We start from the raw sequence: 24,947 nt of genomic DNA, 5'->3' as shown, positions 1-24,947 counted from the left end.
TATTGAGTACCGAAATATGCCCTTTTATAGATTCCCCCATATCTTTCGGTGCCATGAGGAAAACTATTTTAGTTTCTTCTGTTGGTCACGCTCATATAATAAGCAAGATTCATGCCAACTCTAGTCAACTCGCCAAAAAAAGTAAGAAAGGCCTTAAAGCCTTATTTTATTGGGCATCCCTCATTCTACTTCATAACATTTATGTACAAATTTCGACACATAACATTGTAGTCCATTTCATTTGTGAAATGAAATACGATAGATTTTTTTAAATCCATTTCACAATAGGGTTAAAGTATAAGGCACCATTTCATTTATGAAACGATATATCATAAGTTTTCTTGGGATCCATTTCACAATAAGATTAAAGTAAAAGGTTTCATTTCATTTGCGAAACGATATGGCACAAGTTTTCTTGGGATCCATTTCACAAAGAAGTTAAATCGGGTTGGAGACCACTAATTATTGTATGAGCCTCCAACCTTCCACACCTACGTTCGTACCATTCGGTACACACTGGTTCCTACGTTTATGCTGTAACTTGTTTATAATACTGCCAGCGCAAAAGAAATGAACCATTTCATTTTAGAAATGGTTCATTTCTTTTATTCTCTTTCTAAGCTATCACTCAAGCCATACTCACACAATTTTCGCCAAAGTGTCGTTGTACTAATCCCTAAAAGTTGGGCTGCTTTAACTTTCTTATGCTTTACAACTTCTAGCGCTTCCTTAATTATTTTCTTCTCTGTCTCGCGCAAAGCGTCCCCAAGGTTAAGATTACCTGGTTTGATTTCGAGGACTAAAGACTCTTTCACCTGACTTGTAGTCTGCCGCAAATAGGATGGTAAGTCTTTAGGCAAAAGTTCTGGATCATCACGTCCGACCATATTCATAGCATGCTCGATACAGTTCTGAAGTTCTCGAATATTACCGGGCCATGCGTGATTTTGCAGAATTTTAATCGCCTCCGGGTTGATATCTTCAACGGATTTCATAAAAGAGGCATTATATTTCCTTATGAAATATCTTGCTAATAGAACAGTATCCCCCTGCCGTTCCTTCAGAGAGGGTATTTTAATCTGTACCACATTAAGGCGATAGAATAAATCCTGACGGAATTTCCCATCAGCTAATAAAACATTTAAATCTTTATTGGTAGAAGCAATAACGCGCACATCTATTTTAATAGGTTTCAAACCGCCGATACGCACTACTTCCCTCTCTTGTAATACCCTTAATAATTTTGTCTGTAAGCCCAGTTCCATCTCGCTGATCTCATCAAGGAAAATACTACCCCCATTCGCTTGTTCAAATGCACCAGGGCTTCCTCCTTTTTTAGCTCCCGTAAAAGCACCTTCTTCGTAGCCAAAGAGATTACTTTCGATAAGGGTTGCTGGTAAGGCCCCGCAGTTTAGGGCTACAAACTGTTTATTACGTCTAGAACTTGCATTATGAATAGATTGTGCAAACAGTTCTTTACCTGTTCCAGTTTCCCCGTATATTAATATTGAAGAAATTCCGTTTGCTACAAATTTGGCCATACTCTTTGTTTTAATTATAGAATCACTATCACCGATGATATCTTCAAAAGTATAGCGTGTATTTTGCAACTTCTTAACTTCTTCATATAATTTTTGCTGCTGATGCGCAGCATTTTCGTTATTAAAACCGAAACCGAATTTTTTGGTAATAGGAATACGTACCGCCATAGCTCCATTGATAGAAAAGGATTTACCAACCACTGGCTCTTGGGACTCCATAGCTTTAAGTGCCTGTCTACTAACCTTTTCTTTCATATGGGGACTTTCTGTGCCATCCGCATTATAACTAATAATACGTTTACCATGCTCATCAAAAAGGACTGCCTCACCACCAGCTACTTGTGCAATCATTGGCAATGCCCGCTTCAAGGACTCTTGAAACTTCTGCTCGCTTTTCAACCGTTCCACGTTACTACAAGTCAGGACAAAGCTACCTAAGGGTAAGGCCCAAGCATCAGCTAGATCAACAATTTGCGAAGAACCAACAAGCGGTCTCCCCTCTTTTGCTGCTTTTTTAGCCAGTTCATAGACCTCTCCCTTAAGATGACTGATTTCCTGACCATTATAGTCGAATGTCAATATTCTACAACCTTCGGAATCAGTTATAGCTGCATAGCCACCTGTTGTTTGGGCAAGTATAGGTAATAATTTGACGAGTTGTTCAAATTTTAGCTGCTGCATAAAAAAACCTCCAAGAAAGCTCAAAAAAGCACGATCTTTGTCATAATGATTAATTCGCAAATTACTTTCTTATCCCTTTTTTATTTATAAAAGAGTTTTGATGATCTTATATAAATGACCGAAATATTCATATCTTCTCTTACAAAACCGAAACTTTCATTCTGCATAAACAAAACTGAAGCATAACTATTTTACCCAATCCCTGACGAGCTATTAGCGTCGGTAATACGCAGTAAGTTAATTTTTTGGCTGCATTTATCGGCCCTTTCTAACAAATTTAACCAGCAACAAACTTAGCCTCTAATTCTCTAATTTCTGTTAGGCCCATATAACTATGTCCTAACTAAAAAAGCCAGAGAAAAAAGATATCCTGAACATTAGTGAATTCTCATGATATTAAATCTTTAATATTAAAATTGCATGGGATTACTAAATTTTTCGATAACAATTATCGAAACGACCGGAAAATCTTCAGGTATTCAAGTATAGTAGGTTAGTATAAAAAATAATGTTATATGGGAAAAGAGAACCGGGGCAGCTTGCCTCGGTTCTCTTATATTAGGTTCAAAACCTTTTCCTAGTCATACCTATTTCAAAGTAGTGAGGTGTAGAATAAAACCTTTGCACGGAAGCCTATACCCTAGTTTCCGCACCCCGAGCAATTCCCTGAACACCCACGGGGCAGTTGTTCCCTACAACGCGGGCAAACTAAGGCCAGCCCTTCTACAGAGTATCCACACCGCGGACATCTTGCGTTATGGCAACAAGATGAGTTACTCAGTGGCGTCGATTTCCCCTCTGCGTGAGTACTTAATTGCTCATCATTACTCTTCTTCGTCCAAAACATGTTATACCACCCCTTTTGCTGTTAAGGAGCTCCCTTCTTTATCCCTCATATTGCTTTTCTTCCGATAGGTTTTGAAAGTAAAAACTAGCACGAGAACGATTCCCCAAAATGCTACTGCCGTTAAAAGAACTTGCGCAGAGGTCGTAGTTCCAATCAGTTTCGATAACTGAGCAACGATCCCTCCCACGAGGAAGGCGATGACCCAAGTGCTCAACCACATGATAGCAGCATCTTTCTTAGAGCGTTCTTTAAACAAGACCATGATTGAGGCGATACAGGGAACGAATAGGGTAATCGTTATCAATGAAACAATCGTTTGGATTGAGGTTAGTGGGAGATCTGCTAAACCTGCTGCCCCGAAGTCACGTCGCACAATCCCCATAATAAACGCCGTAGCGGATTCCTTCGGCAAGCCAAGCCAATTCACGGTTAGAGGCATCAAGAGATTTTGCATGGCCACAAGTATACCACTTACTTGAAGTACACTAATCAAGAGCGCGCCGAAAGCAAAAAGGGGAAACGCTTCCATAATGAATTGATAAGACTTAATCCAAGTCTTTGTCAATACATTCTTCAAACGGGGCACGCGCAGAGGTGGTAGGTCAATCAGCAAGTCAGAAGATTTTCCTGGCAATAGGGTATTCATCGCGGTTCCAGCCAAAACTAAGATTGCAAAAATTACAGCCACATAGAGAACTGCATACGCTGGCCCTACAAAAGCAAGCATTCCAGCGATAACTCCTAGTTGGGCAGAGCAAGGAATTGTTAACCCCAATATAAAGGTGGCAATCCTCTTTTCACGCTCCGTACCGAGTAGACGCGTGGTAATCGTAGCCACAGTCACACAACCGAATCCAAGAATAAGGGGAATAACCGCCCGGCCGTTGAGTCCAATCCCACTGAGTACCCGGTCAACTAATGTCGCAATTCGTGGCAGATACCCCGAGTCTTCAAAAAGGGAAAGAAAGAAGTAGAACCCTACGACTAAAGGCAAGAGTAAGCCAAAGACATACGTAAAGGTCATCGTTAAAAGCCCAAATTCACCGATCAATATAGTTCCCAATACAGTACTTTCCGGAATAAAGTGCCCGACGACTGAACGAATGAAGGGTTCGAAGTATCCCACCATGACGGTCTCTTCTGTAAAGCCCACAACTGTTCCCGCCACAAAAACCCCGATGAGTTTATACATTAAGTATAAGGCAACCAGTAGGATTGGAATCCCGGTAAAAGGCTTAATCATAATCCGGTTCAAAAGTTGGCTAACGGCTACACTTTTATTTTCTTCACGGACAACTTCAGCCACTATCATATTGACCCGTTTGCGCCGCGTCTGGTAGACTTGTTCACGCAGATTCATCGGTTGAAGCTGATGACGTTCTGCTACAGCCGTATCCCCTTCAAGGATCAGAAGCGCTTCAGCCTGGGGCACTCCTTGTTGGGTTATTTCCTTAAGTTCCGTCTCAAGCGAAGCATCGATATGACCGGGTGTTGCGTCGAAGATTTTCTGTTTAAGTTCATTCATTCCCTTCCGCGTGATGGCTACGGTCGGGATGACTGGAATACCCAATAATTCGCTTAAGTGGTTGATATTGATTTTCAATCCCTGGGCTTCGGCCTCATCAACCATGTTCAAGGCAACGATAACTGGAATCCCTGTATCGATGACTTGTTGAGTTAAGAAAAGGTCCCGGTCCAGATACACCGCATTCACAACATTAACAATCACGTCAGCTGAAAGGATTACATCTCGGGCGACACGTTCCTCATCATTAAATGAAGAAATTCCATATACGCCTGGTGTGTCAATGACTACATCGTCTAGATAACGACCCGAGGAGATCTCAAGTGTTGTCCCCGGATAATTCGAGACATCAACATACATCCCTGTTAAGTTATTAAAAAATACTGATTTCCCTGCATTCGGATTTCCGGCCAAAACAATTCGCCGGGCTCCTTCTGGAGCATCGATCTGTACATTTGCTCCATGACAATGTGCCATTGTGTTTCATCTCCTCATTAAGAACCCGGTTCACAAATTTAAGCCGGTTAATCATTTTAGTGAAGGAACTCAATCGTTTAAAACGCTCAACGATTAGTGAGATTGACTCTTTAAGTTAACTTTTGTGACGTTAAATCTTGTACTAAACTTAGTTAATTGAGACTTGGATTCCTTGTGCTAGGCTACGCCCCATCGCAATAAGCTGGCGGTTCTTTCGGACAACTATAGGTCCTGCAGGCACAACTTCTTCGCAGACCAGCCATTCCCCAGTACCAATTCCAAAGCGGATTGCCTGAGCGCGAACCGAATCACTAGCAATGTCTGTTATGGTAAAGGATTGACCTCGTTTTACAGTATCAAGAGTCATAATTATCTCTCCTCCCATCAAATCCATTTGAAATCAGCTTTATGTTTGTGACTATTTTAAGTTTCTTATTGATAACGATTCTCGTTACTAACCATAGTATAATTCCAATGAGCTTATCTTGTCAATCTTAATTCATACTTTTTTTCTAGGAATTAATCCGAGGTGAATTAAACAGCAGAACATATGACTTTCTCTGGCTTGTACGACCTCCAAAATTAGGGCATCACCTTCTCATTAATGAACAAAAACTACAGGAGACTTGCTCCTGTAGTCGCTTGTTGAATAAAGGGAATTTACTTTCATTCCAGTAAAATTAAGGACTTAGAGATTGGAAAAATCAAGTGTAGCGAAGATATCTTCAATGGTTTCGGCCCGGCGGATGAGTTTCACGCTACCATCGGGTTTGAGTAATAACTCTGCATGACGTAGTTTCCCATTATAGTTAAAGCCCATGGCATGCCCGTGTGCGCCTGTGTCATGAATGACCACAATATCCCCGATATCCACTTGAGGAAGTTCGCGATCCACAGCGAATTTATCGTTATTCTCGCATAGCCCTCCTGTTACATCATAGACATGATCTTTTGCCCGGTTTTCCTTTCCCATTACGGTGATATGATGATAAGCTCCATAAATCCCCGGACGCATTAAATCCGCCATACTCGCATCAAGACCGACGTAATTTTTATAAATATCTTTCTTGTGCAGAACTTCAGTTACAAGATAACCATAAGGACCCGTAATCACTCGTCCACATTCCATAGATATTCTCAAAGGATCTAAACCGTTAGGAATAATCTTCTCTTCATATGCTTTTCTGATACCTTCGCTCAGATACTCTAGATTGACGGGTTCTTCTTCCGGACGGTAGGGAATTCCGATTCCTCCTCCGAAGTTTACGAATTCAAGTCGGATCCCGATTTTCTCCTTCAACTCAAGGGCCAAATCAAATATCATTTGTGCTGTTTCTATATAGTAATCTGGATTCAATTCGTTTGAAACGACCATCGTATGGAGTCCGAACCGTTGTGCACCCTTTTCTCTAACGATTTCATACGCTTGAAATAATTGTTCCTTTGTCAACCCATACTTTGAATCCTCAGGATTCCCAATGATGGAATTTCCCCCTGAACGAAGCGGGCCAGGATTATAGCGGAAAGAAATCAGCTCCGGTATTCCAGTGTGTTTCTCAAGATAATCAATATGGCTAATATCATCAAGGTTAATAATTGCCCATAGTTCCCTTGCTTTTTCATACTCCTCAGCGGGAGTATTATTCGAGGTAAACATTATGTTCTCCTCACAGATGTGTACCTTTTCAGCAAGGATCAACTCTGCGAGTGAACTGCAATCCGCTCCAAAACCTTCTTCTTGGAGAACCCTCAGAATATGAGGATTGGGGAGAGCCTTTACCGCAAAATACTCCTTAAATTCAGGAGCCCAGGAAAAAGCAGCATTGAGCCTCCGTGCATTATCACGGATGGCTTGTTCATCGTAGATATGAAAAGGTGTCCCATACTGTGCAATAATTTCTTTAATTTGTTCTTGGCTAAACGGTAATTCTCTCTCGGCCATAATCCGTTCCTCTCCTTACTTTGGTGAATGGTCGCGCCCCGTCTTTATTAAAAAGCGGTTACGAGCATGCTCGTAACCGCCATAAGGCAAAAGTATTGGCTTTTACCTTTTACTATACGAGATAGCACTCCACCGGATATCCGATGACAGTCTTGCATTTTTTCAATACAAGACCAGCTAAAGGTCCTTTGTCTACAACCTTCGCTTCGGCAGTGATTCCTTTCTTTATCCTTCATTGCTGACCTGCTCAGGATAATTACTCTTAATTCACCGCACCTCTATCATTCACTTTATGAATTATTTATCTATTATGCGACAAGTCATAGTCTATGTCAACATACCATCAAAAGTTTTCTTTTTGGAAGAAAAATCCTAAAGAAAATCCTTCTAAAATTCTTCGTGGAGTTTTTCTAATGGAGATTATCCTTGGACGTATTCTCAGCCAAGTTTTCCATGATCCCTTTATTATGAAGCACTTCTTCCACTTCTAAGGTGAGCTGTCCCCCTTTTTTAGTCTCTTTTGAGTTGGCCCCATAATTCATGCCCTTTGAGTCATTTGACACACTCACCACTCCAGCGGGTTCCCAAATCTGACGATTCAATTCTTTTCCGCTGTTCTTATCATCATCCATATTAGATATCCCTCCTTGTACTACAAACGCTTAAAAAACTTAAAAGTCGAAATCCCTAAATACTTCTCTGCTTTTAGAATGCCCTTTATCGTTAAAAAGATGTTCGCCATTCAAGACAAAAAGATTTTTACTGGCTCCCACACTGAGGTGATTCCTATAATAAAAAGCAAAGCATTATACAAGTTTCTTAAAGTTCGTTTCATTAATTCGTTTCCTTATCGGTTGCCCGACAATAAGACCCAAGAGAATTGGAAGAATCATGCTATAATTCCCTTTTCCTCAAACTGCAAGCCTTTTGACTTGACGGCGAACCTTGCTTTTCCTATAGTGAGTCTAAGATAGGAATTCTGGAAAGGATTTCACAGAAAGGATGTATTACTATGGCTCAAAAAACAAATGCGGCCCGGATTCTTGACCAGGCTGGAATTCCTTATAAACTCATTCCCTATGAAGTCGATGAGTCTGATCTTTCTGCAGTCAGCGTTGCGCAGAAAGTCGGTATGCCTCCAGAGCTGATCTATAAGACGCTTGTAGCCCGTGGAGATAAGACCGGAGTTTTGATTGCCTGCATTCCCGCTCATTATGAACTTAATCTGAAGTCCTTAGCACAAGTGAGTGGTAACAAAAAAGTAGAAGTGGTCCATCTCAAGGACGTCCAACCCCTTACCGGTTACATTAGAGGAGGAGTATCTCCTCTTGGAACCAAAAAGAAATATCCAGTCTACTTTCAAGAAGATATTCTAACCCAAGAAAAAATAGCCCTAAGTGCTGGAACACGGGGCCTACAGATCTTTGCCTTATCCCAGGATTTGCTCAGAGTAACTCAGGGAAAACCCGGCCCAATATCTAATCCCTCATAATGTATACCAAAAAAGGAATCCTCAAGGATTCCTTTTTTATGTCTTACCCAGTGTTCACGCTCATTTATTTACTCTCATCTGTTATACCTTGCCATCTATCGGGAGTCGCGATTTATCTTCTAGGTCATAGGCTTCACTATGGCAAAGGCGTTTCAGATCCAGACTTATAACACATCGTCTAATTCTTATCTCACTTAATACATATGATGTGAATCAAGTTGTATATAATATCGATAGACTAGCGTTTATAGACAACTGTTTCAAAGGAGAGAATTTCTATGAGCTTTAAGCTTCCCCATTTTATCCCGCCTGATCTCAATCGCGAACCTTTTGCAAGTGCTCCAAATGCCTTCCTCGCTGAAGTCCTTCAGGATGGAGTCGCCCCTGCGAATTTCCATGCAATGTCGATCTATCCCGAGTATTTTAAGATTAACGACCAATGGATTCTTGCCTCGCAGAGTCGAATGGACTGTGTCCCAGTTCTCCTTCAAGATGGTTCCATCCAAATCATTGAATTTCGCAATCTCAAAATGGGAGATCGTGTTGTTCTTGGACGAACAGAGGATGGGAGCGAAGGAATCTATGTCTATGCTGAAGGCTTTGCCTCGAAGGATGGCAATACCGATGTCTTTGCTTTCCGCTCCGGTCGTTCCCGTGAGACGGCCTATTCAAAAGATTATAATAATCTTTATGACTTATTGCGCCATGAAAAGGAGCAGGGCTATATTGTCTGGGTCTTGGGTCCTGCAGTCGTCTTTGATTACGATTCTCGGGCGGCACTCGCAGCTTTAATCGATAAAGGGTATGTGAATGCGATCCTTGCGGGAAACGCAATGGCTACCCACGACCTTGAGGCGAGCATCCTAGGGACCGCTCTAGGCCAAAATACCTACACCCAGGAATCCCAGCCCAATGGGCATTACAATCATCTCGATATAATTAACCTGGCTCGTAAGGCAGGCTCCTTGGGAAATCTTATAGATTCATCGAACGTTACTGAAGGTGTCGTTTATTCCGCCTTGAAAAGAAAAGTTCCTATAGTCTTAGCTGGCTCCATTCGCGATGATGGCCCACTTCCCCCTGTACTCCCCAATGTCTATGAAGCGCAAGATGAGATGCGAAAACATACTCGGAAAGCAACCACCTTAATTTGTCTGGCTACTCAACTCCATACCATAGCTGCGGGGAATATGACACCTGCATATACTGACAAAGACGGTGACATTCGCCCCGTCTATATCTACTCTATTGATGTCGCAGAATTTGCAGTGAATAAGCTCAGAGACCGTGGGTCTCTCGAAGTGACGACAATAGTTACGAATGTTCAGGATTTTCTTGTGAATTTAAATAATAATCTGAGTTAAGGTATGAAAGTTCTGGGGTCGTGTAGCTTCTTTAGGGTTTTTTAACGGTTCTTCAGCGTATACTCACAAAAAACTCCCTCGAAGAAATCTTCAAGAGAGTTTTTTATTTTTTCCAGTTTTTACTTAATAATGAAAGAGCTCTTCAGAGAAACAATGAGATTAAAGACAATTTTCTCTGGGGTCGTATATTTTGTATCCACATTGAAGTAGCCATGACGGAAGAACTGAAACTTTTCTTGTGGTCTGGCCTCTTTCAGATTCGGTTCGATAAATCCTTGGATGATTTCTAAAGAGTTCGGATTAATATAATCAAGGAACGATTTTCCTTCCTCTTCTTCCTGTTCATCCTGAATTAAAGAATCATAGAGTCGAAATTCAGCGGGTACTGCCTGAGTTGCTTCGACCCAATGAATCGTCCCCTTGACCTTACGGCCCGTGAACCCGGAGCCGCTTTTTGTCTCTGGATCATAGGTACACCGAATCTCTACCACATTCCCTGTTTCGTCTTTAATGACCTCTTCACACTTAATAAAGTAAGCATTCTTTAAGCGTACTTCATTGCCCGGGAAAAGTCTAAAGTATTTTGCAGGAGGATTCTCCATAAAGTCATCCTGCTCGATGTAGATTTCTCTAGAAAACGGAATTTGGCGTATTCCCATTTCTGGATTTTCTGGGTTATTCTCAGCATCTAACATTTCTACTTGCCCTACTGGGTAATTGGTGATCACAACTTTTAAGGGGTGTATCACTCCCATGGTCCGTGGAGCTTTTAGCTTTAAGTCCTCACGGATAAAGTGCTCGAGCATCTTTGCATCGACAACGCTGTCTGCCTTGGCAACCCCAATAGCTTGTGCAAAGTTCCGAATAGACTCCGGAGTATAGCCGCGACGACGCAGACCGGAAATGGTTGGCATGCGAGGGTCATCCCATCCATCCACAACCTTTTCATCGACAAGTTGCTTAAGCTTACGCTTACTCATAACTGTGTTAGTGATATTCAGCCGAGCAAATTCATACTGATGAGAAACATGCTCCATCTCACATTCACGGATAACCCAATCATACAAAGGACGATGATCTTCAAACTCTAGGGTACAGATTGAGTGAGTTATCCCTTCAATGGCATCCTCCAGAGGATGGGCATAGTCGTACATTGGGTAGATACACCACTTGTCCCCTGTATTATGATGAGTCGCATGGGCAATCCGATAAAGGATAGGATCACGCATATTAATATTTGGAGAGGACATATCTATTTTGGCACGGAGCACTTTTTCTCCATCTTTGAATTGTCCTTGACGCATCCGCTCAAAAAGCTCTAAATTCTCCTCAACGCTTCGATCCCGACAAGGGCTTTCCTTACCAGGCTCAGTCAGGGTCCCGCGATTTTTACGAATTTCCTCTGCAGAAAGATCACAAACATAGGCCTTCCCTTTATTAATCAAAAGAAGGGCTCGTTTATACATCTCATCGAAATAATTTGAGGCGAAAAAGAGGTTGTCCCAATCATAGCCTAACCACTTCACATCTTCTTTGATGGACTCTACATACTCCGTATCTTCCTTTACCGGATTCGTGTCATCAAAACGCAAATTTGTTTTTCCCTTGAATTCATCTCCTAAATCGAAATTTAGGCAAATTGATTTTGCGTGCCCGATATGTAAATATCCATTCGGCTCTGGAGGGAAGCGGGTTACGATATGATCAACCTTTCCCGTCTTGAAGTCCTCGAGGATAATATTGCGCAAGAAATTCGATGACTTATTTTCCTTTTCCACTGTTCTCAACCTTTCCTACCGAATTCGCACCCTTTGCTTGTGTATCTTCGATACGGTGTCAATTCATTTCTGATTAAAAAGATTTTATTCTACACCTTAGCTTAATTTCCCTCTTTTTTGGCCATAAGACATTATTCTTCAAAGAGTTTCTCGGAGAATCCAATCGCTGATTAAGTCTTGCCTATTAGTCTTACCAAATTCACTTCTCTTAACGCATCGCTTTTCATCCACTTCATTTAAGATAAGGTAAGAGTCAGGACACTGCTTTAGTTCCTGACTCGTTTGTCTCTCCGCCATTTCAGTTAGAGCTCATAGTCCCCTGCGGCTTCAGGTTGATATAAAATCTTTTCCACTTTTAACTTGACGATACCAGCTGGAACCTTCCAATCAAGTATATCTCCTTCTCGGAACCCAAGGATAGCTGTCCCTACAGGTGCCAATACTGATATTTTGTCTTCAAGCAAATCAGCATCCTCTGGATAGACAAGAGTATACATCGTTTCTTCCCCTGAGTCCAAATCCCTCAAGAGAACCTTCGAATTCATAGTTATGGCATCCGGTGGAATCTCTTCTGAGGATACGATATTCGCTTTTTCCAATTCATGTTCGAGATCTTTTAAATAGTCCTTATTCTTAGCCGATCCGAATTCCCTCTCTTTGTTAATGAGTTTAAGTAGACGTTCACGGTCAGCAGATGTGATGTCAATTATTCTAGCCATTTTGTCCTTATCCTTCCTTTTCTCAATAAACATAGAGCGACTATCGTTCGCTTGATAGCCGCTGTTTTATACCCTATTCGACTCTAAATGTGGGAATATGATGAGTCCATCTAGGTTTTATTATAGATTATTTTCCTAGATATGTAAATCCTTTACTCTCAAGGGTCCTCTCTTTCGAGATGAATTTGTCTAAACAGTAAATCTCTAGGGTAAGACCATATATTTTTGGAAAATCCAGTCTTTTTATCATTATTTTCGAAAAAACGGTATTGACATTTTAATTTACAATATGGTAAAATAATTATTTTGCATTGAATGTCAAAGCATGATATACTTAGATGTAATCAACGAGTCACATAGGAGGTGGGTTTATTGTTTCAAGTTGGCGATAAGGTTCTTTATCCTATGTATGGTGCAGGCGTAATTGAAGCCATCGAAGAAAAGGAAGTCCTAGGAAAAAACCGAATTTACTATTTCCTAAATATCCCTCACATCAGAATGAAAATAATGATCCCTATTGAAAAGGCAAATGATTTAGGCATTCGACAGGTCGTCAAACCCGATGTTCTACAAAATGTACTCGACGACTTGTATAATGGGGAAACCGACCCCTTAAGTGATGATAACCAGAGATATCGTCGAGATATGAATAAAAACAAGATAAAGTCAGGCGATATTTACAAAGGAACTGAGATCATCCGTGATTTAATGCGGAAAAGTAAAATTAAGAAGCTAGGTTCTGAAGATAAAACGATGTTGGAAAACGCCCTCCGAATTTTGACCAGCGAATTTATCCAAGTCAAAGAAGTTCCAAAGGAGCAAGCTATAGATATGTTGGATAAAGTCATCAATATCTAAGTTAGAGACCAACTCAATGTGAATTGATTGGTCTCTTTTTGTGTAACAAAGGGACGGCTCTAGTTCTCTCTTTCTGGAATTCGAAGACTCTTTTTGAAAGTATACATAATTCATAGCCAGCTTCCCAAGAATTCCCTTGAATAAAAGGGTAAGCGAAACTATAATATTAAATAATTAACTAAAAAACTGAATAATTACTGGATGATATCTACGGGAGAGTGGCTTATGGCTCGCCGAAGAAGTTAAACTTTCAGGCACTTGAATTTAAGTAAGACCGTAGATTGACAGAACTCTGGAGAGACCCAAATCGGGCGCCGAAGGGGCAATGTATTTTTTCGTAAATCTCTCAGGCAAAAGGACAGAGTATGAATGTTTATTAAGGGACAGCTTTTAAGCGATCTCTTCTTAGACTTATACTTACACTACAGAGTCAAATCCTTTACGATTTGGCTCTTTTTATAAATAAAAGCAGTCCCTCAAGAGACTGCAACAAAGAAGATTAGAGGAAATAAAGGAGGAGACAAAACGATGGAAGGCTTTCACAATTTTATTCTCTGGTTAAACAATTACCTCTGGGGCCCCCCAATGCTGATTCTACTTTTTGGTACGCACTTATTTTTAACGTTTCGAACACGCTTCATCCAAAAATACATCATCAAGGCAATTAAACTCTCTGTAACCAAGGACACATCTGCTGATGGGGATGTAAGTCAATTCGGTGCCCTTACCACAGCTTTGGCTGCAACCATTGGTACTGGTAATATCGTCGGTGTAGCTACCGCGGTTGCCTTGGGCGGTCCAGGCGCTGTACTATGGTGCTGGCTTACAGGAGTATTTGGTATCGCAACTAAGTACTCTGAGGCCCTACTGTCTGTCAAATATCGAGTCAAAACCTCTGATGGGACAATGCTCGGTGGACCCATGTATGCACTCGAAAACGGGCTGGGTCAGAAATGGCTTGCTGTGTTATTCTGTATCTTCACTTCGATTGCCGCCTTTGGGATTGGTAACATGGTTCAAGCCAATTCGATATCTACTATGGTCTATGATACTTTTACCGTTTCTCCCTATATCAGCGGTCTTATTATGGCAGTCCTCACTGGTGTCGTCATTATTGGTGGAGTTAAGTCCATTGCCAACGTGTGTGAGAAACTCGTTCCGTTCATGGCCATTTTTTATGTCCTTGGTTGTATTGTCATTTTAGCTATGAATTCTGCGTATGTAGCTCCTGCCATTTCTTTAATCTTCAAATCTGCCTTTACCCCTAGTGCAGCTGGTGGCGGCTTCATTGGAGCATCCGTAATGATGGCTGCACGCTACGGTATTGCTCGTGGCCTCTTCTCCAACGAGTCTGGATTAGGATCAGCCCCCATCGTAGCAGCCGCAGCTCAAACGAGAAACCCTGTTCGGCAGGCTCTGGTTTCTTCTACCGGAACCTTCTGGGATACTGTAGTTGTTTGCGCAATGACCGGTATCGTCGTAGTAAGCAGCATCATAAGAAATCCTGCGGCCGCAGAGGGCTTAAAAGGTGCTGCACTGACCAATATGGCCTTTGCTCAAATTCCTGTGGTTGGTCCGATTGTTCTTACTGTAGGGCTTTTAACCTTCGTATTCTCAACCATCCTGGGCTGGTCTTACTATGGTGAGAGAGCGATTGAATACTTATTTGGGAAAATAGCGATTATGCCTTACCGCATCCTCTGGGTCATCGCTGTATTCGTGGGTTCTACAATGAAACTTGCTTTGGTATGGGATATGGCTGATGCCATGAATGCCCTGATGGCGGTTCCAAACCTCGTAGCGCTACTCCTCTTAAGCGGAGTCATTGTATCAGAAACAAAGAAGTATCTCTGGGAAGAGCGTTTGGATGAGGTCTCAGACGAGCCTATTCGCCTCAGCGGAAAATAAAATTTACCATGCAGAATAGGAAGCACGACCTTATGCGGGTCGTGCTTTTATTTTGCCTTTGGCATTTCCTAGAATATCTATGAACATGAGGGTCTAAACGGGTTGAAAAGAGGGAACAGGTCCCTCTTTTCAACTTTTAAGCCCTGATAATCATTCTCTCCGAATAACCCGTCTCACAACAAATGGGGCTAACAATAAATTTTTTCTCAAGTTTTATAGGATCATAGGCCAATTTGGCCTTTCTTAACCCGAGTATTCCCAAATCCTCTTCTCGATTGATATACATGACATTGTGCAAATAATTTTCTGCGAAGGTTTTATTGATAAAGGCGTAGATACCTTTATATTTTGTATTCCCTTTTTCGATATGAATGACCGCCATTTTACTATTTACTATCTCTCCAAAAGTAAAGCCAGCGATTTTCCCATCGACATACACTGCCATACCAATAACTTCGAGGTCCTCAAGGTGGTTTAAGACGTCTCTGATCCCCTCAAGCTCACAAAGGAGCTGCCTACTTTTAACCTTCTGGTTCTCATACCATCGGCTTGCGAAACCCAAGCAATCATCGATAACTACCTGATCGTGAATATCCTTTACTTCGTAGCTATAGCTATTGATGAACTGATTGTAGTGATTTTTCCTTTTATGCAGCTTTTCTCCCGAAAGATGAATCAATCTCTCTGTTTCATAGATATAGTCGAAATTCTTAACATCTTCTAGGAACAAGATATTTGATCCATAAATCTCTGTCAACTGTTTCATAAAGGGTTCTTCAATATCCCTAAATAGAGCTTTGAATCCTGGATCTTCTTGTTTGATTTTGATCAGTTCTTCGATTATGCCGGACAATTTTTCCTCAGAAAAACCAATAGGCTGCATAAAGAACGATCCAATCTTTTCTTCAGTCTTTTTTAGAACGAGCGAATCGTCAATCACCGCATATTCTACATTACAATACTTTTTCCATAAGTAGAGTGTCAAAAAGGAATACTCATACGTTTTAAATGTATAATTTTTAAGGTACTTCTGGAATAAGGCTCTATCTTCAAGGCCTAACGCTTTAAATTTAATCATCTTTACCACCCATATTAACTCTTATCTATTCCATTTCAAAAATGGGATTAACCCAACAAAAGGTAATCTCTCACGTAGATTACCTTTTTATCTAAGTGTGTATCTATCACCTACCGTCTAGGGAGAATTTCCACCCAATAATTATCCGGGTCATTAATAAAGTATATTCCCATCTCCTTATTTTCGAAGCATATACATCCCATTTGTTTATGGTGTTCATAGGCCGCTTCGAAGTCATCAACGGTCAAAGCAATGTGGAATTCATTCTCTCCCAGATTATAAGCCTCTGCCCTATCTCTCAACCAGGTTAGCTCTAGCGTATGACTGGAAGAGCCATCCCCAAGATAGACAAGGATAAATTCTCCATCTTCTTGTTCAAGCCGTCTAACTTCTACAAGTCCTAACGCTTCTTTATAGAAGTTAAGACTCTTTTTAAGGTCAAGGACATTAATATTATTGTGGTCAAACTTAAATCTCATATACTATCGTCCTTTCTTAATTTACGCACTCAACGATATTTCTTTTACTCTTATTGTAGTAAAATTCTAAGAAGAAGACAAATAATAACGATTAATTATTGTATAATCCATTACGAGGTGATTTAGATGGAAAATTCAAACCTTAATTTTCAGTATATCTATCATAGCGGCTTTAGCGTCGAGACAGAGCAGAATTTATTCATATTCGACTACTATCAAGGCTCGGTTGATCTCAAGGATAAAAATATTTATGTCTTTTCCTCACATGTCCATTCAGACCATTATAACCCCCATTTCTTTGAATGGCAGAAAGAGCGACCCAATATCCAGTACATATTAAGTAGCGATATTGAGGGAGACCCTAGTATCCCTCAAAAGAAGGACAATATCACCTTCATATCTCCCTATGAGGAGATCAGCGTCAATGACATAACCATCAAAGCTTACAATTCTACGGATGAAGGTGTTTCGTTTCTAGTTCAGTCTGACAGAACTCATATTTTCCACGCTGGAGATCTGAATTGGTGGTACTGGAGCGGTGACCCTCAGGCGGAAATCGAGAAAGCTGAGAGAATGTTCAAAGACGAAATACTAAAGATCAAAGGTGAAGACATCGATATCGCCTTCTTCCCCGTTGATCCGAGATTGGAACAGTATGACTCAATAGGAGCAGAATACTTTATTCGAGAAATCAAACCACGAGTTCTTGTACCAATGCACTTTGGAGATGATTTTATTACACCGAGAAAATTTGCGGATAAAATGAAAGATTGCCCCACTCAAATCATTGAAATTACCCACAGAGGCCAAAAGTTCTCACTCTAATAAGGGATACTTAAATGTAGCTTAGTTACGCCTCCAGTTTAACTTTATACCCCATGGTAGATAAGTTCGGTGGAATTTGAGTCGTTGTATAATTCATACTTATAGGTGTCCCAGTGCCAGTTAGTATCGAATATGTCTTCAGCAGTGGTACCTGCTTCTAATTGAGTATGCCCCGCACTTTTGATGCAGGGCATACTCGTTTAGTGTTACTTATGATAAGGCTCACTCTTACTGATTTTCATCGCTCGGTAAATCTGCTCCAGGAGCATAAGCCGAATGAGGGGATGGGGAAAGGTTAACTGGGAGAAGGACCAGCGGTAATCGGCCCTTTGTCTAACCGTTTCTGATACTCCGAGCGAACCTCCGATAATGAATACGATACTGCTTTGACCGTTGACTGCAAGCTGATCTATATACTCAGAAAGGCCTATAGAAGAAAACTCTTTACCCTTGAGATCCAGTAAAATGACATAATCCTGAGACCCAATACCTTTTAGGATTCGTTCTCCTTCTTTCTGTTTAACGCGTTCTTCGTCGGCTAGTGAAAGCCGTTCTGGACAGGGTTCATCAGCTATCTCCATCATATCAAGACGGATGTAAGCACTTAACCTTTTTGTGTATTCCTTAATTCCATCCAGCAAAAACTTTTCACGAATTCTCCCAACTGCAATCACTTTTACTTGAAGCATTACACTACCTCATCACTCTAAATATATATAATTAGGCTTATGCCCGAAAGACACTGCCTTTCGGGTTGTTAGCTTTACTAAGGGAAAGCCCTAGTTGAATGTATTCGCTTAATCAGGTAATGGCTACAACAAGGGAGGATCATGAGATAGCCTCATACCCTCCCTTATCCTACTCACTCTATTAACTTCGAAATGTATTCAACCTGTATAATACCCATCGATACAGCGCCCATGGCGCTATGGCTTGATTTAAGTGATTACTGAGGCTTTAACTCTACCAAAGTAAGCTTAACATCTTTCGTCTCTCCATTCCGATAGTAGGAGACGGTAATGCTATCCCCCGATTTAAACTTAAACAATTCATGAGTCAGCTCTAAGGAACTCTTAACCGTTACTCCATTAATTTTCACCAATACGTCTCCGGCTCGAATTCCAGCCTTGTCGGCAGGGCCTCCTGCAGAGACTTGGGATACATAGGCTCCCGCTGGCCAGCCCTGTTGGGCAGCCCATTCCGGAGTGTAACGATTATCAATGGATACTAGAAGTCCTGGATGACTTGCATACCCTTTTTCGATAAGCTGCTGAATAATTGGGAGAGCATCTGTAATCGGGATTGCAAAGCCCATCCCCTCAAAACCAGGCTCTGCATTTTTCGCTGAGTTAATTCCAATGACCTGACCCTTATAGTTCACTAAGGGACCACCGCTATTCCCCGGGTTTATCGCAGCATCCGTCTGAATTAAGTTGAAGCTGGATTCTCCTTCAATCAGAAGGATACGATTCTTCGCTGAAACTACACCCTGCGTTACAGAACGGGCAAACTCTTGCCCACCGGGATTCCCGATGGCAACTACTGGTTCACCGACTTCGAGTTGATTCGAGTCCCCAAGTTGAGTCGCAGTAAGGTTATCGGCACTGATCTTAACCACGGCAAGGTCCGTACGAGCATCTTGACCGACTAAGGTCGCATCAACATTTCTACCATCTGCCAAGCTTACGACAAGCTTCTTAGCATCAGCAATAACGTGATAATTTGTGACGATATACCCATTCTTGGCATCGACGATAAAGCCAGAGCCACTTCCCGCTTCGGCTAGTCCTGCCGTCCCACCGAAAATTCGTCCGTGCTGCTGAAAGTTTCCTATGCCTACAACGGCTGGTCCAACTGTTTTAGACACCTCAACCACTGGAAAACCCGACGGGTTGGTAACATTAACCGGGGGGGTAGAAGCCCCTTGTCCCAAAATCACCTGATTCGTCTGAGGGCGGTTCCCATAAAAAGGTGGGACCAGTGCAACCGCAATTAACCCACCAAGAATAGCACTGATGAGAGAAATTGCAATAGTAGAGAATAAACGAGGTCTACGATCTCTCGAAGAGTGATTCGAATGATTAGGATCATTATAAAAACTCATACTTTTGAACCTCCTTGCCGCTTTAGTCTTCTCCCAAAATAATGAGTTCATGCGGAGTATAACGCGGTGCCACTCGCAATCGCAACTCTGGATTTTCCTTGGCGATCCGTGATCCTTTTAAGGCCCGAAGAATAGTCGCTAATGCCATCTCCGGGGTATTGTTCTCCTCGCTCAAATGGGCCAACACGACACGTTGAGTATTCTCAGTAATCCATTCTAGCAATCCTTCAGCTAACTGCTTATTTTCTAAGTGTCCGAAGTTCCCGCTAATTCGCTTCTTTAGATACCACGGATAACCACCCTGCCAAAGCATCTCGTGATCATGATTTGCCTCGACAACCAGTGCATCACAGCCCTTTAGATTCTGATGCATTTCTTCAGTGATAATTCCTGTATCTGTCGCAATTCCAATAACCTTTTTCCGAGCTGTGCCTGAGATATCAGTCTCTACTCTAAGCCCATAGCTCTCTTTGCTATCATGAGATGTTGGAAAAACTCGCAAGTTCAACCCCGCACATGAGAAAGAGTCCGTCACGATGACCCTTTGCTCTTCTGTAAGCTTTCCTACTGAGCGGTTCATCTCCCCCCAGATCTTTGCAGAGGCGTACACCGGAATCTTAAGTTTTCGTGCAACCGCTCCAATCCCCTTGATATGATCGGAATGTTCATGAGTAACGAAAATCCCTTCTATTTCTGAGGGAGATATGTCTAGCATCGAAAGGTTATGTAGTGTTGCTTTGAGGCTTATGCCACAATCGACAAGAAGACTTCTCTTCTCATGCCCCACGACAATTGAATTGCCGGAGCTACCACTTGCAAGAGTCGCTAAATGCATCTAAATCACCTCTTCCCCGCAACAAGTGTATTATAGCAAATCTAATTCCTTCAATAGATACTGTATTTGTGAACGTTTTGTTAAATTTTGCTTTTGAAAAAATAATAAGAAACACTAAGAAAAAAACTGAGGCTTATTTAGCCCCAGATGTTGATGAACCCGGATTATTGATACTTCCCGACTTTTCAAAAGAGGCTTGAAACTGCTCCTGTGCGGTACTAATGAGACCCTTGAGTCGTTCTGTATCATTCGGGGAAGGATTTGAAGTGGTTAAGGCCGTATTCCACTGAGCTATAGCTCCCATATAGTCATTCTTAGCACTCATAAGGAAAACCCCATAGTTCAGCAATGCATTAAGAAAGTCCGGCTTTTCCGCTAAAGCTTGTTTAAAGGTATTTTCAGCAACCTCATTTTCCCCTCCATAAAAGGCTGCGGTCGCCATATCCACTAAAATATTAACATCCTTTCGGGTCTTAATAACTTCTTGATATTCACCTACAGCTTGTTTGAAGATCGGTCCTGCTTGTTCAGGATTCTTCCCTCCCTGTGTCGCCACCGCTAAATCATAGTAGGCATTCGCGAGATTCAGACGCGAAGCAGTATCCTGAGGATTCGACTGAACAGCTTGGCTGAGACTATTTATTTGGCTTTGGAGACCTTGAGCTGTAGAATTAGCACTATTGGAATAGACGGCATTACTATTACTTGAATCGGAAAACAATAAAACAAATGAAGGAGCAATCATACTTATAGCTATTAAGGTCACAATCACAATTGCAAATGTTCTATGGTTTTTGCGCACGAGCTCATTCCTCCTACTTATTCTTCTATTCCTTATTTTAACATTTTCCTTAAAGTTAGTCCACCAACCATTTTCGCAATTGGCAATGCGCCTCATAATAAGGTGTGCTTTCTCCATAATCCGAACCCTTACCGCCGAGAAGCTGATTCACTCCAAAACCCTCCACTGTACCTCCCTCGGGTAATACAACAGTTTGAGGATGAATATCCTCAGATACCGATACCCAGGCTAAAAGCTGGCCATGTTCTGTCTCGACGAGAGCACGGTCCCCCGTTGAGAGATAGTACTTCTCTGCGACTTCCGGGTGAATGTAGAGATGGAAGCCCTCGGATTCATGGAATTGAGAATGAAGAGCATGGTGTGGGTGGGGAGTAAGAAGATGCCAGGGGTATTCCTGCCTTTCTAGCGTACTAGAACCACAATCTTCTTGGTGGAGATCGCTAGTATCTTGGAAATTATTGGGACCTTGGAGTATCCTGTTTCCTTGTTTATAAGCGGAAAGCATAGGATCCGCAACCCTGTCACCATATTCGGCTAGGGCTCGCTCAGATGCCAACTCAATTTTCCCGCTCGGCGTTTTAAAGTGTAAATCTCTCCAGGCTACTTCTGGGATATAGGGCGCACGAAGAGGAGCCCGGCGTAAGCCCTCGAGCGTGATTCCTTCGTCTTTTAGCGGAGATAGAACATACTCCAACCATTCTTCAGGAGTATACGGAAAATCTTTCTCTAGGCCTAACCTACGGGCTAGCTCTGTAAAGATCATCGGCTCTGACTTGGCCTCCCCTTGAGGCTCAACAACCTTTTGCGTAAGCTGAAGCATTGTACTCCAGGATGTAGCAACCAAGTCCTCATCTTCAAAGGGTGTAGTGACCGGCAAGATAAGGTCTGAATGTCGTGCTGTCTCAGTTAAGGTCGTATCTAACGTTACTTTAAACGGGATATTCCTCCATACCTCGCGCCAGAGATGCGAGTTCGGTTGTTGCACCAAAGGATTTGATCGCGTAACTACCGCGAGTTGAATGTGAGGATTCGCTTTGCTGAGTTCCTCAGCTAAAAAAGGATGAGGAAGAGTACGAGAAACATACCTGCTTTCATCAAGAAGAACTGAATTCAATTTGCCCCCATGATACTGATGGGCATAATGAACTCCGGCTCCTGACTTCCCGATATTCCCGGTGATGGCCATAAGGGCATCAATCGCTCGAATTGTGTTTCCTCCACCGGTGTAACGCTGCAATCCGTATCCTGGAAGTACGCTAACAGGACGTGCATGACTTATCAACCTCGCGAGTTCCTCTTGTCGTCCTTCAGAGACACCAGTGAGTTCCTCGACCTTCTTCGGAGTGAACTCTTTTACCCTTAGCGCGTACTCATCGATCCCTTGTACCGATCCCCGTACAAATTCCCAATCGATCCATCCTTCTCGTAGAATGATATGGGCGAGTCCCATGGCTAGAATGCCATCACTCCCCGGATGAACCTGGATATATTCCTGAGCCAAATCCGCGCTTTTCACTCGAACAGGGTTTATTACGACAATCGAGGCACCCTCTTTCTTTGCCTCAAGTAAATGGGGAATCACATGGATGTTTGTAACCGCGGGATCTCGTCCCCAAAGAAGTATGAGCTTCGAATGACGTAGATCCGTATAGTCACTCGAATATACTCCCCCAAAGTCAATTTCCTGAGCTCGGTATCCCGCTCCCCAACACATACTACCCCTTGGCTCAGTGACACCACCTAAAGCCTGAAAGAAACGTCGATCAAGCTCTCTTAAAACTCCATTATGTCCATAATCATAATGATGGAAAATACCCCATGAACCGACTTCTTTAACTGTCTCTTCGAGCTTTTGGGCGAAGAGAGCATAAGCCTCCCCCCAGGAGATCCTACGAAATGATCCCTTGTCCCTTAAGAGGGGAAAGCGTATACGTTCCGGGGAAAAGACCCGCTCAGCGAGGGCTTGGCCTTTAGAGCAGATAAACCCCTTGGTCAAGGGATGCTCTTTATCCCCGTGGACTTGCAAACCCTTCTCTTTGGTATATCGCACAAGAAAGCCGCAACTATCCGGGCAATTTAATGGACAAGCGGATCGCTGAACTATCACAGTTTTTCCCTCCATTTTATTATCTAATCCCCTCAGCAGAATTTGAATTCTATTCCAAACTCGAATTCATTCTTCCTTCTTTAATTTTCATGTATAAAGCAACTTCCAAACGTTTTTTCTGAAATTCACACCCCAACGCGTAAACTTGAGTCAATTCACCACTAAATGAATGATTGGCTGCATGACACCCTCCACTACAGGAAAAGCGAGCCCAGCACTCACGGCAAGAGGGTTTGTTATAGATATGCGCTGTTCTAAATTCTTCGATGATATTCGATTTCAGGCCGGGCGTTTCATCCCAAAGAGAACCCATCTTAAACTCTTCCTGTCCAACAAATTGATGGCAGGGATAGAGATCCCCTTCCGGTGAGATTGCAACGTATTCATGACCAGCTCCACAACCCGATAATCGTTTCGGTAAACAGGGGCCCTGCTCAAGAGACACGTTAAAATGGAAGAAGCTAAAATCTTCACCTTTACTACGTCGAAGGAGTAACTCTTCTCCCAGTCGGTCATAACTTTTGAGGATTTCCGAAAGATCCCCCTCTTGAAAAGCATAGGGCTCCGATGGCTTAGCAACGACTGGCTCAAGAGAAATCTGCTTCATACCTAAATCGAGTAAGTGCGTAACATCCTTGTCAAAATCTAAATTATGATGAGTATAGGTCCCCCGAGCATAATAATAGGTTCCTACAGCATAAGGCGAGCTTTCTGGCCGCTTCTGGGCAAACTGAAGCAAACGAGGGGTTACTTGATCATAGCTTCCCTTGCCATTAGCATACGGTCTCATCTTATCATGAATCTCAGGACGGCCATCGATACTCAAGACGACACTAATATCTTCTTGCTCTAGGAAGTTCTGGACCTCTTCCGTAAGGAGGACAGCATTTGTGGTCATGGTAAACTTAATACTTTTCCCTAGTTTTCTAGCTTCTTCTTTTCCATAAGAAACAAGTTCTTTAACGACCCCAAAATTAAGAAGGGGTTCTCCACCGAAAAAGTCCACTTCACAATGTTTCCGATGTGCGGAGGCCTTAAGAACGAAATCAATCGCCTTTTTACCCGTTTCTAAATCCATAAGCCCCCGATGTCCACCAAAAGCACCGGTTTCTGCAAAACAATAATTACAGCGAAGATTACAGTCATGAGCAACATGCAGACAGATTGCTTTGACGATAGGTTTCGCTGGATAAGCGGGATCCCTCTGTTCCGCTTCTTGTGAGAATAATATGCCTTCGGCTTGAAGCTCTTGCATTTCCTCAAGAACTTCAGACACTTCCTCACTCGAAACCTCGATACCCGCATCTTGGAGATTTTGACGTACATCTTCCACAGTCAACGTCTTTTCTTCCTCCTGGAGCTTTTCCATGCTCTGCACAAGAGCAAACGTCAAATCATCTAATACATGAAGAGATCCAGAATTCACATCATAAGCGATGTTTAAATCTCCTTGTCGGTAGGTATGGACATTCTTCTTTATCTTATATCCATTAAGTAACATGATGGATACCCTCTCTTTCACTCCGATTCTAAAGAAACAGAACCCGCCTGAATCAGGTGGGTTCTTTGATAACCTATGTAATAA

20 protein-coding genes and 2 riboswitches are annotated in these 24,947 nt (G+C 42.2%); of the genes, 5 read left to right on the top strand and 15 right to left on the bottom strand.

What is annotated here, in order from left to right; translation table 11 throughout:
* Positions 1–605: 605 nt before the first annotated feature.
* The 5 genes from ACZ42W_RS00335 to ACZ42W_RS00315 form a co-directional block, all read right to left on the bottom strand.
* Complete coding sequence (locus ACZ42W_RS00335) at positions 606–2,222, bottom strand: sigma-54 interaction domain-containing protein (protein WP_464167559.1); 1,617 nt, start codon at positions 2,220–2,222, stop codon at positions 606–608.
* 848 nt (positions 2,223–3,070) lie between these two features.
* Positions 3,071–5,071 (bottom strand): ferrous iron transport protein B, encoded by a 2,001-nt coding sequence (feoB, locus tag ACZ42W_RS00330; RefSeq protein ID WP_464167558.1) that lies wholly within the window; start codon positions 5,069–5,071, stop codon positions 3,071–3,073.
* A gap of 148 nt (positions 5,072–5,219) precedes the next feature.
* On the bottom strand, positions 5,220–5,438 hold the full coding sequence (locus ACZ42W_RS00325; RefSeq protein WP_464167556.1) for a FeoA family protein: 219 nt from the start codon (positions 5,436–5,438) through the stop codon (positions 5,220–5,222).
* 321 nt (positions 5,439–5,759) lie between these two features.
* On the bottom strand, positions 5,760–7,013 hold the full coding sequence (gene lysA, locus ACZ42W_RS00320; RefSeq protein WP_464167555.1) for a diaminopimelate decarboxylase: 1,254 nt from the start codon (positions 7,011–7,013) through the stop codon (positions 5,760–5,762).
* A 114-nt stretch (positions 7,014–7,127) separates the two neighbouring features.
* A riboswitch (Lysine riboswitch) is annotated at positions 7,128–7,302 on the bottom strand.
* A gap of 121 nt (positions 7,303–7,423) precedes the next feature.
* Positions 7,424–7,645: a hypothetical protein gene (locus tag ACZ42W_RS00315; protein WP_464167554.1), complete on the bottom strand. Its 222-nt coding sequence runs from the start codon at positions 7,643–7,645 to the stop codon at positions 7,424–7,426.
* A 380-nt stretch (positions 7,646–8,025) separates the two neighbouring features.
* Here ACZ42W_RS00315 and ybaK point away from each other — a divergent pair, with 380 nt between their 5' ends.
* Both ybaK and ACZ42W_RS00305 read left to right on the top strand, forming a co-directional pair.
* Positions 8,026–8,505, top strand: coding sequence for a Cys-tRNA(Pro) deacylase (ybaK, locus tag ACZ42W_RS00310; protein ID WP_464167552.1), 480 nt, complete (start codon positions 8,026–8,028; stop codon positions 8,503–8,505).
* Between the two features lie 278 nt (positions 8,506–8,783).
* Positions 8,784–9,869 (top strand): putative NPN-dependent ornithine cyclodeaminase, encoded by a 1,086-nt coding sequence (locus ACZ42W_RS00305; protein ID WP_464167550.1) that lies wholly within the window; start codon positions 8,784–8,786, stop codon positions 9,867–9,869.
* A gap of 119 nt (positions 9,870–9,988) precedes the next feature.
* Here ACZ42W_RS00305 and ACZ42W_RS00300 read toward each other — a convergent pair whose 3' ends face one another.
* On the bottom strand, positions 9,989–11,647 hold the full coding sequence (locus tag ACZ42W_RS00300; protein ID WP_464167548.1) for a glutamine--tRNA ligase/YqeY domain fusion protein: 1,659 nt from the start codon (positions 11,645–11,647) through the stop codon (positions 9,989–9,991).
* A gap of 302 nt (positions 11,648–11,949) precedes the next feature.
* On the bottom strand, positions 11,950–12,366 hold the full coding sequence (gene rnk / locus ACZ42W_RS00295) for a nucleoside diphosphate kinase regulator (protein ID WP_464167546.1): 417 nt from the start codon (positions 12,364–12,366) through the stop codon (positions 11,950–11,952).
* A 372-nt stretch (positions 12,367–12,738) separates the two neighbouring features.
* Here rnk and ACZ42W_RS00290 point away from each other — a divergent pair, with 372 nt between their 5' ends.
* Together ACZ42W_RS00290 and ACZ42W_RS00285 are read left to right on the top strand one after the other, a co-directional pair.
* Positions 12,739–13,224, top strand: coding sequence for a CarD family transcriptional regulator (locus ACZ42W_RS00290; protein ID WP_464167544.1), 486 nt, complete (start codon positions 12,739–12,741; stop codon positions 13,222–13,224).
* Between the two features lie 282 nt (positions 13,225–13,506).
* Positions 13,507–13,596, top strand: a riboswitch (glycine riboswitch).
* Between the two features lie 156 nt (positions 13,597–13,752).
* On the top strand, positions 13,753–15,132 hold the full coding sequence (locus ACZ42W_RS00285) for an alanine/glycine:cation symporter family protein (RefSeq protein ID WP_464167542.1): 1,380 nt from the start codon (positions 13,753–13,755) through the stop codon (positions 15,130–15,132).
* 136 nt (positions 15,133–15,268) lie between these two features.
* Here the strand turns inward: ACZ42W_RS00285 and ACZ42W_RS00280 are convergent, their stop codons facing one another.
* The gene (locus ACZ42W_RS00280) at positions 15,269–16,210 is read right to left on the bottom strand and encodes a DUF2156 domain-containing protein (RefSeq protein WP_464167540.1); all 942 of its coding nucleotides are present in this window, start codon (positions 16,208–16,210) and stop codon (positions 15,269–15,271) included.
* A gap of 110 nt (positions 16,211–16,320) precedes the next feature.
* Positions 16,321–16,689 carry a VOC family protein gene (locus ACZ42W_RS00275; protein ID WP_464167538.1) on the bottom strand — a complete coding sequence of 123 codons (369 nt, stop codon included), beginning with the start codon at positions 16,687–16,689 and terminating at the stop codon, positions 16,321–16,323.
* 126 nt (positions 16,690–16,815) lie between these two features.
* On the opposite strand from ACZ42W_RS00275, the gene ACZ42W_RS00270 reads away from it, so the two are divergent.
* Positions 16,816–17,514 (top strand): MBL fold metallo-hydrolase, encoded by a 699-nt coding sequence (locus ACZ42W_RS00270; RefSeq protein WP_464167536.1) that lies wholly within the window; start codon positions 16,816–16,818, stop codon positions 17,512–17,514.
* A 206-nt stretch (positions 17,515–17,720) separates the two neighbouring features.
* Here the strand turns inward: ACZ42W_RS00270 and rlmH are convergent, their stop codons facing one another.
* From rlmH to scfB, 6 genes are all read right to left on the bottom strand, one after another.
* On the bottom strand, positions 17,721–18,203 hold the full coding sequence (gene rlmH / locus ACZ42W_RS00265) for a 23S rRNA (pseudouridine(1915)-N(3))-methyltransferase RlmH (RefSeq protein ID WP_464167535.1): 483 nt from the start codon (positions 18,201–18,203) through the stop codon (positions 17,721–17,723).
* 257 nt (positions 18,204–18,460) lie between these two features.
* Complete coding sequence (locus ACZ42W_RS00260; protein ID WP_464167534.1) at positions 18,461–19,618, bottom strand: S1C family serine protease; 1,158 nt, start codon at positions 19,616–19,618, stop codon at positions 18,461–18,463.
* Between the two features lie 22 nt (positions 19,619–19,640).
* Positions 19,641–20,453, bottom strand: coding sequence for an MBL fold metallo-hydrolase (locus ACZ42W_RS00255; RefSeq protein WP_464167532.1), 813 nt, complete (start codon positions 20,451–20,453; stop codon positions 19,641–19,643).
* Positions 20,454–20,586: 133 nt separating this feature from the next.
* Positions 20,587–21,255, bottom strand: coding sequence for a tetratricopeptide repeat protein (locus ACZ42W_RS00250; RefSeq protein ID WP_464167530.1), 669 nt, complete (start codon positions 21,253–21,255; stop codon positions 20,587–20,589).
* Between the two features lie 55 nt (positions 21,256–21,310).
* Entirely contained in the window at positions 21,311–23,362 is a 2,052-nt protein-coding gene (locus ACZ42W_RS00245) for a molybdopterin-containing oxidoreductase family protein (protein ID WP_464167528.1), read from the bottom strand.
* Positions 23,363–23,411: 49 nt separating this feature from the next.
* Entirely contained in the window at positions 23,412–24,863 is a 1,452-nt protein-coding gene (gene scfB / locus ACZ42W_RS00240; RefSeq protein WP_464167526.1) for a thioether cross-link-forming SCIFF peptide maturase, read from the bottom strand.
* Between the last annotated feature and the right edge of the window lie 84 nt (positions 24,864–24,947).

It is taken from the genome of Desulfitobacterium elongatum (assembly GCF_055378975.1).
Note: the sequence above shows the minus strand (reverse complement) of the source record. Positions and strands in the feature narration are given on the sequence as shown.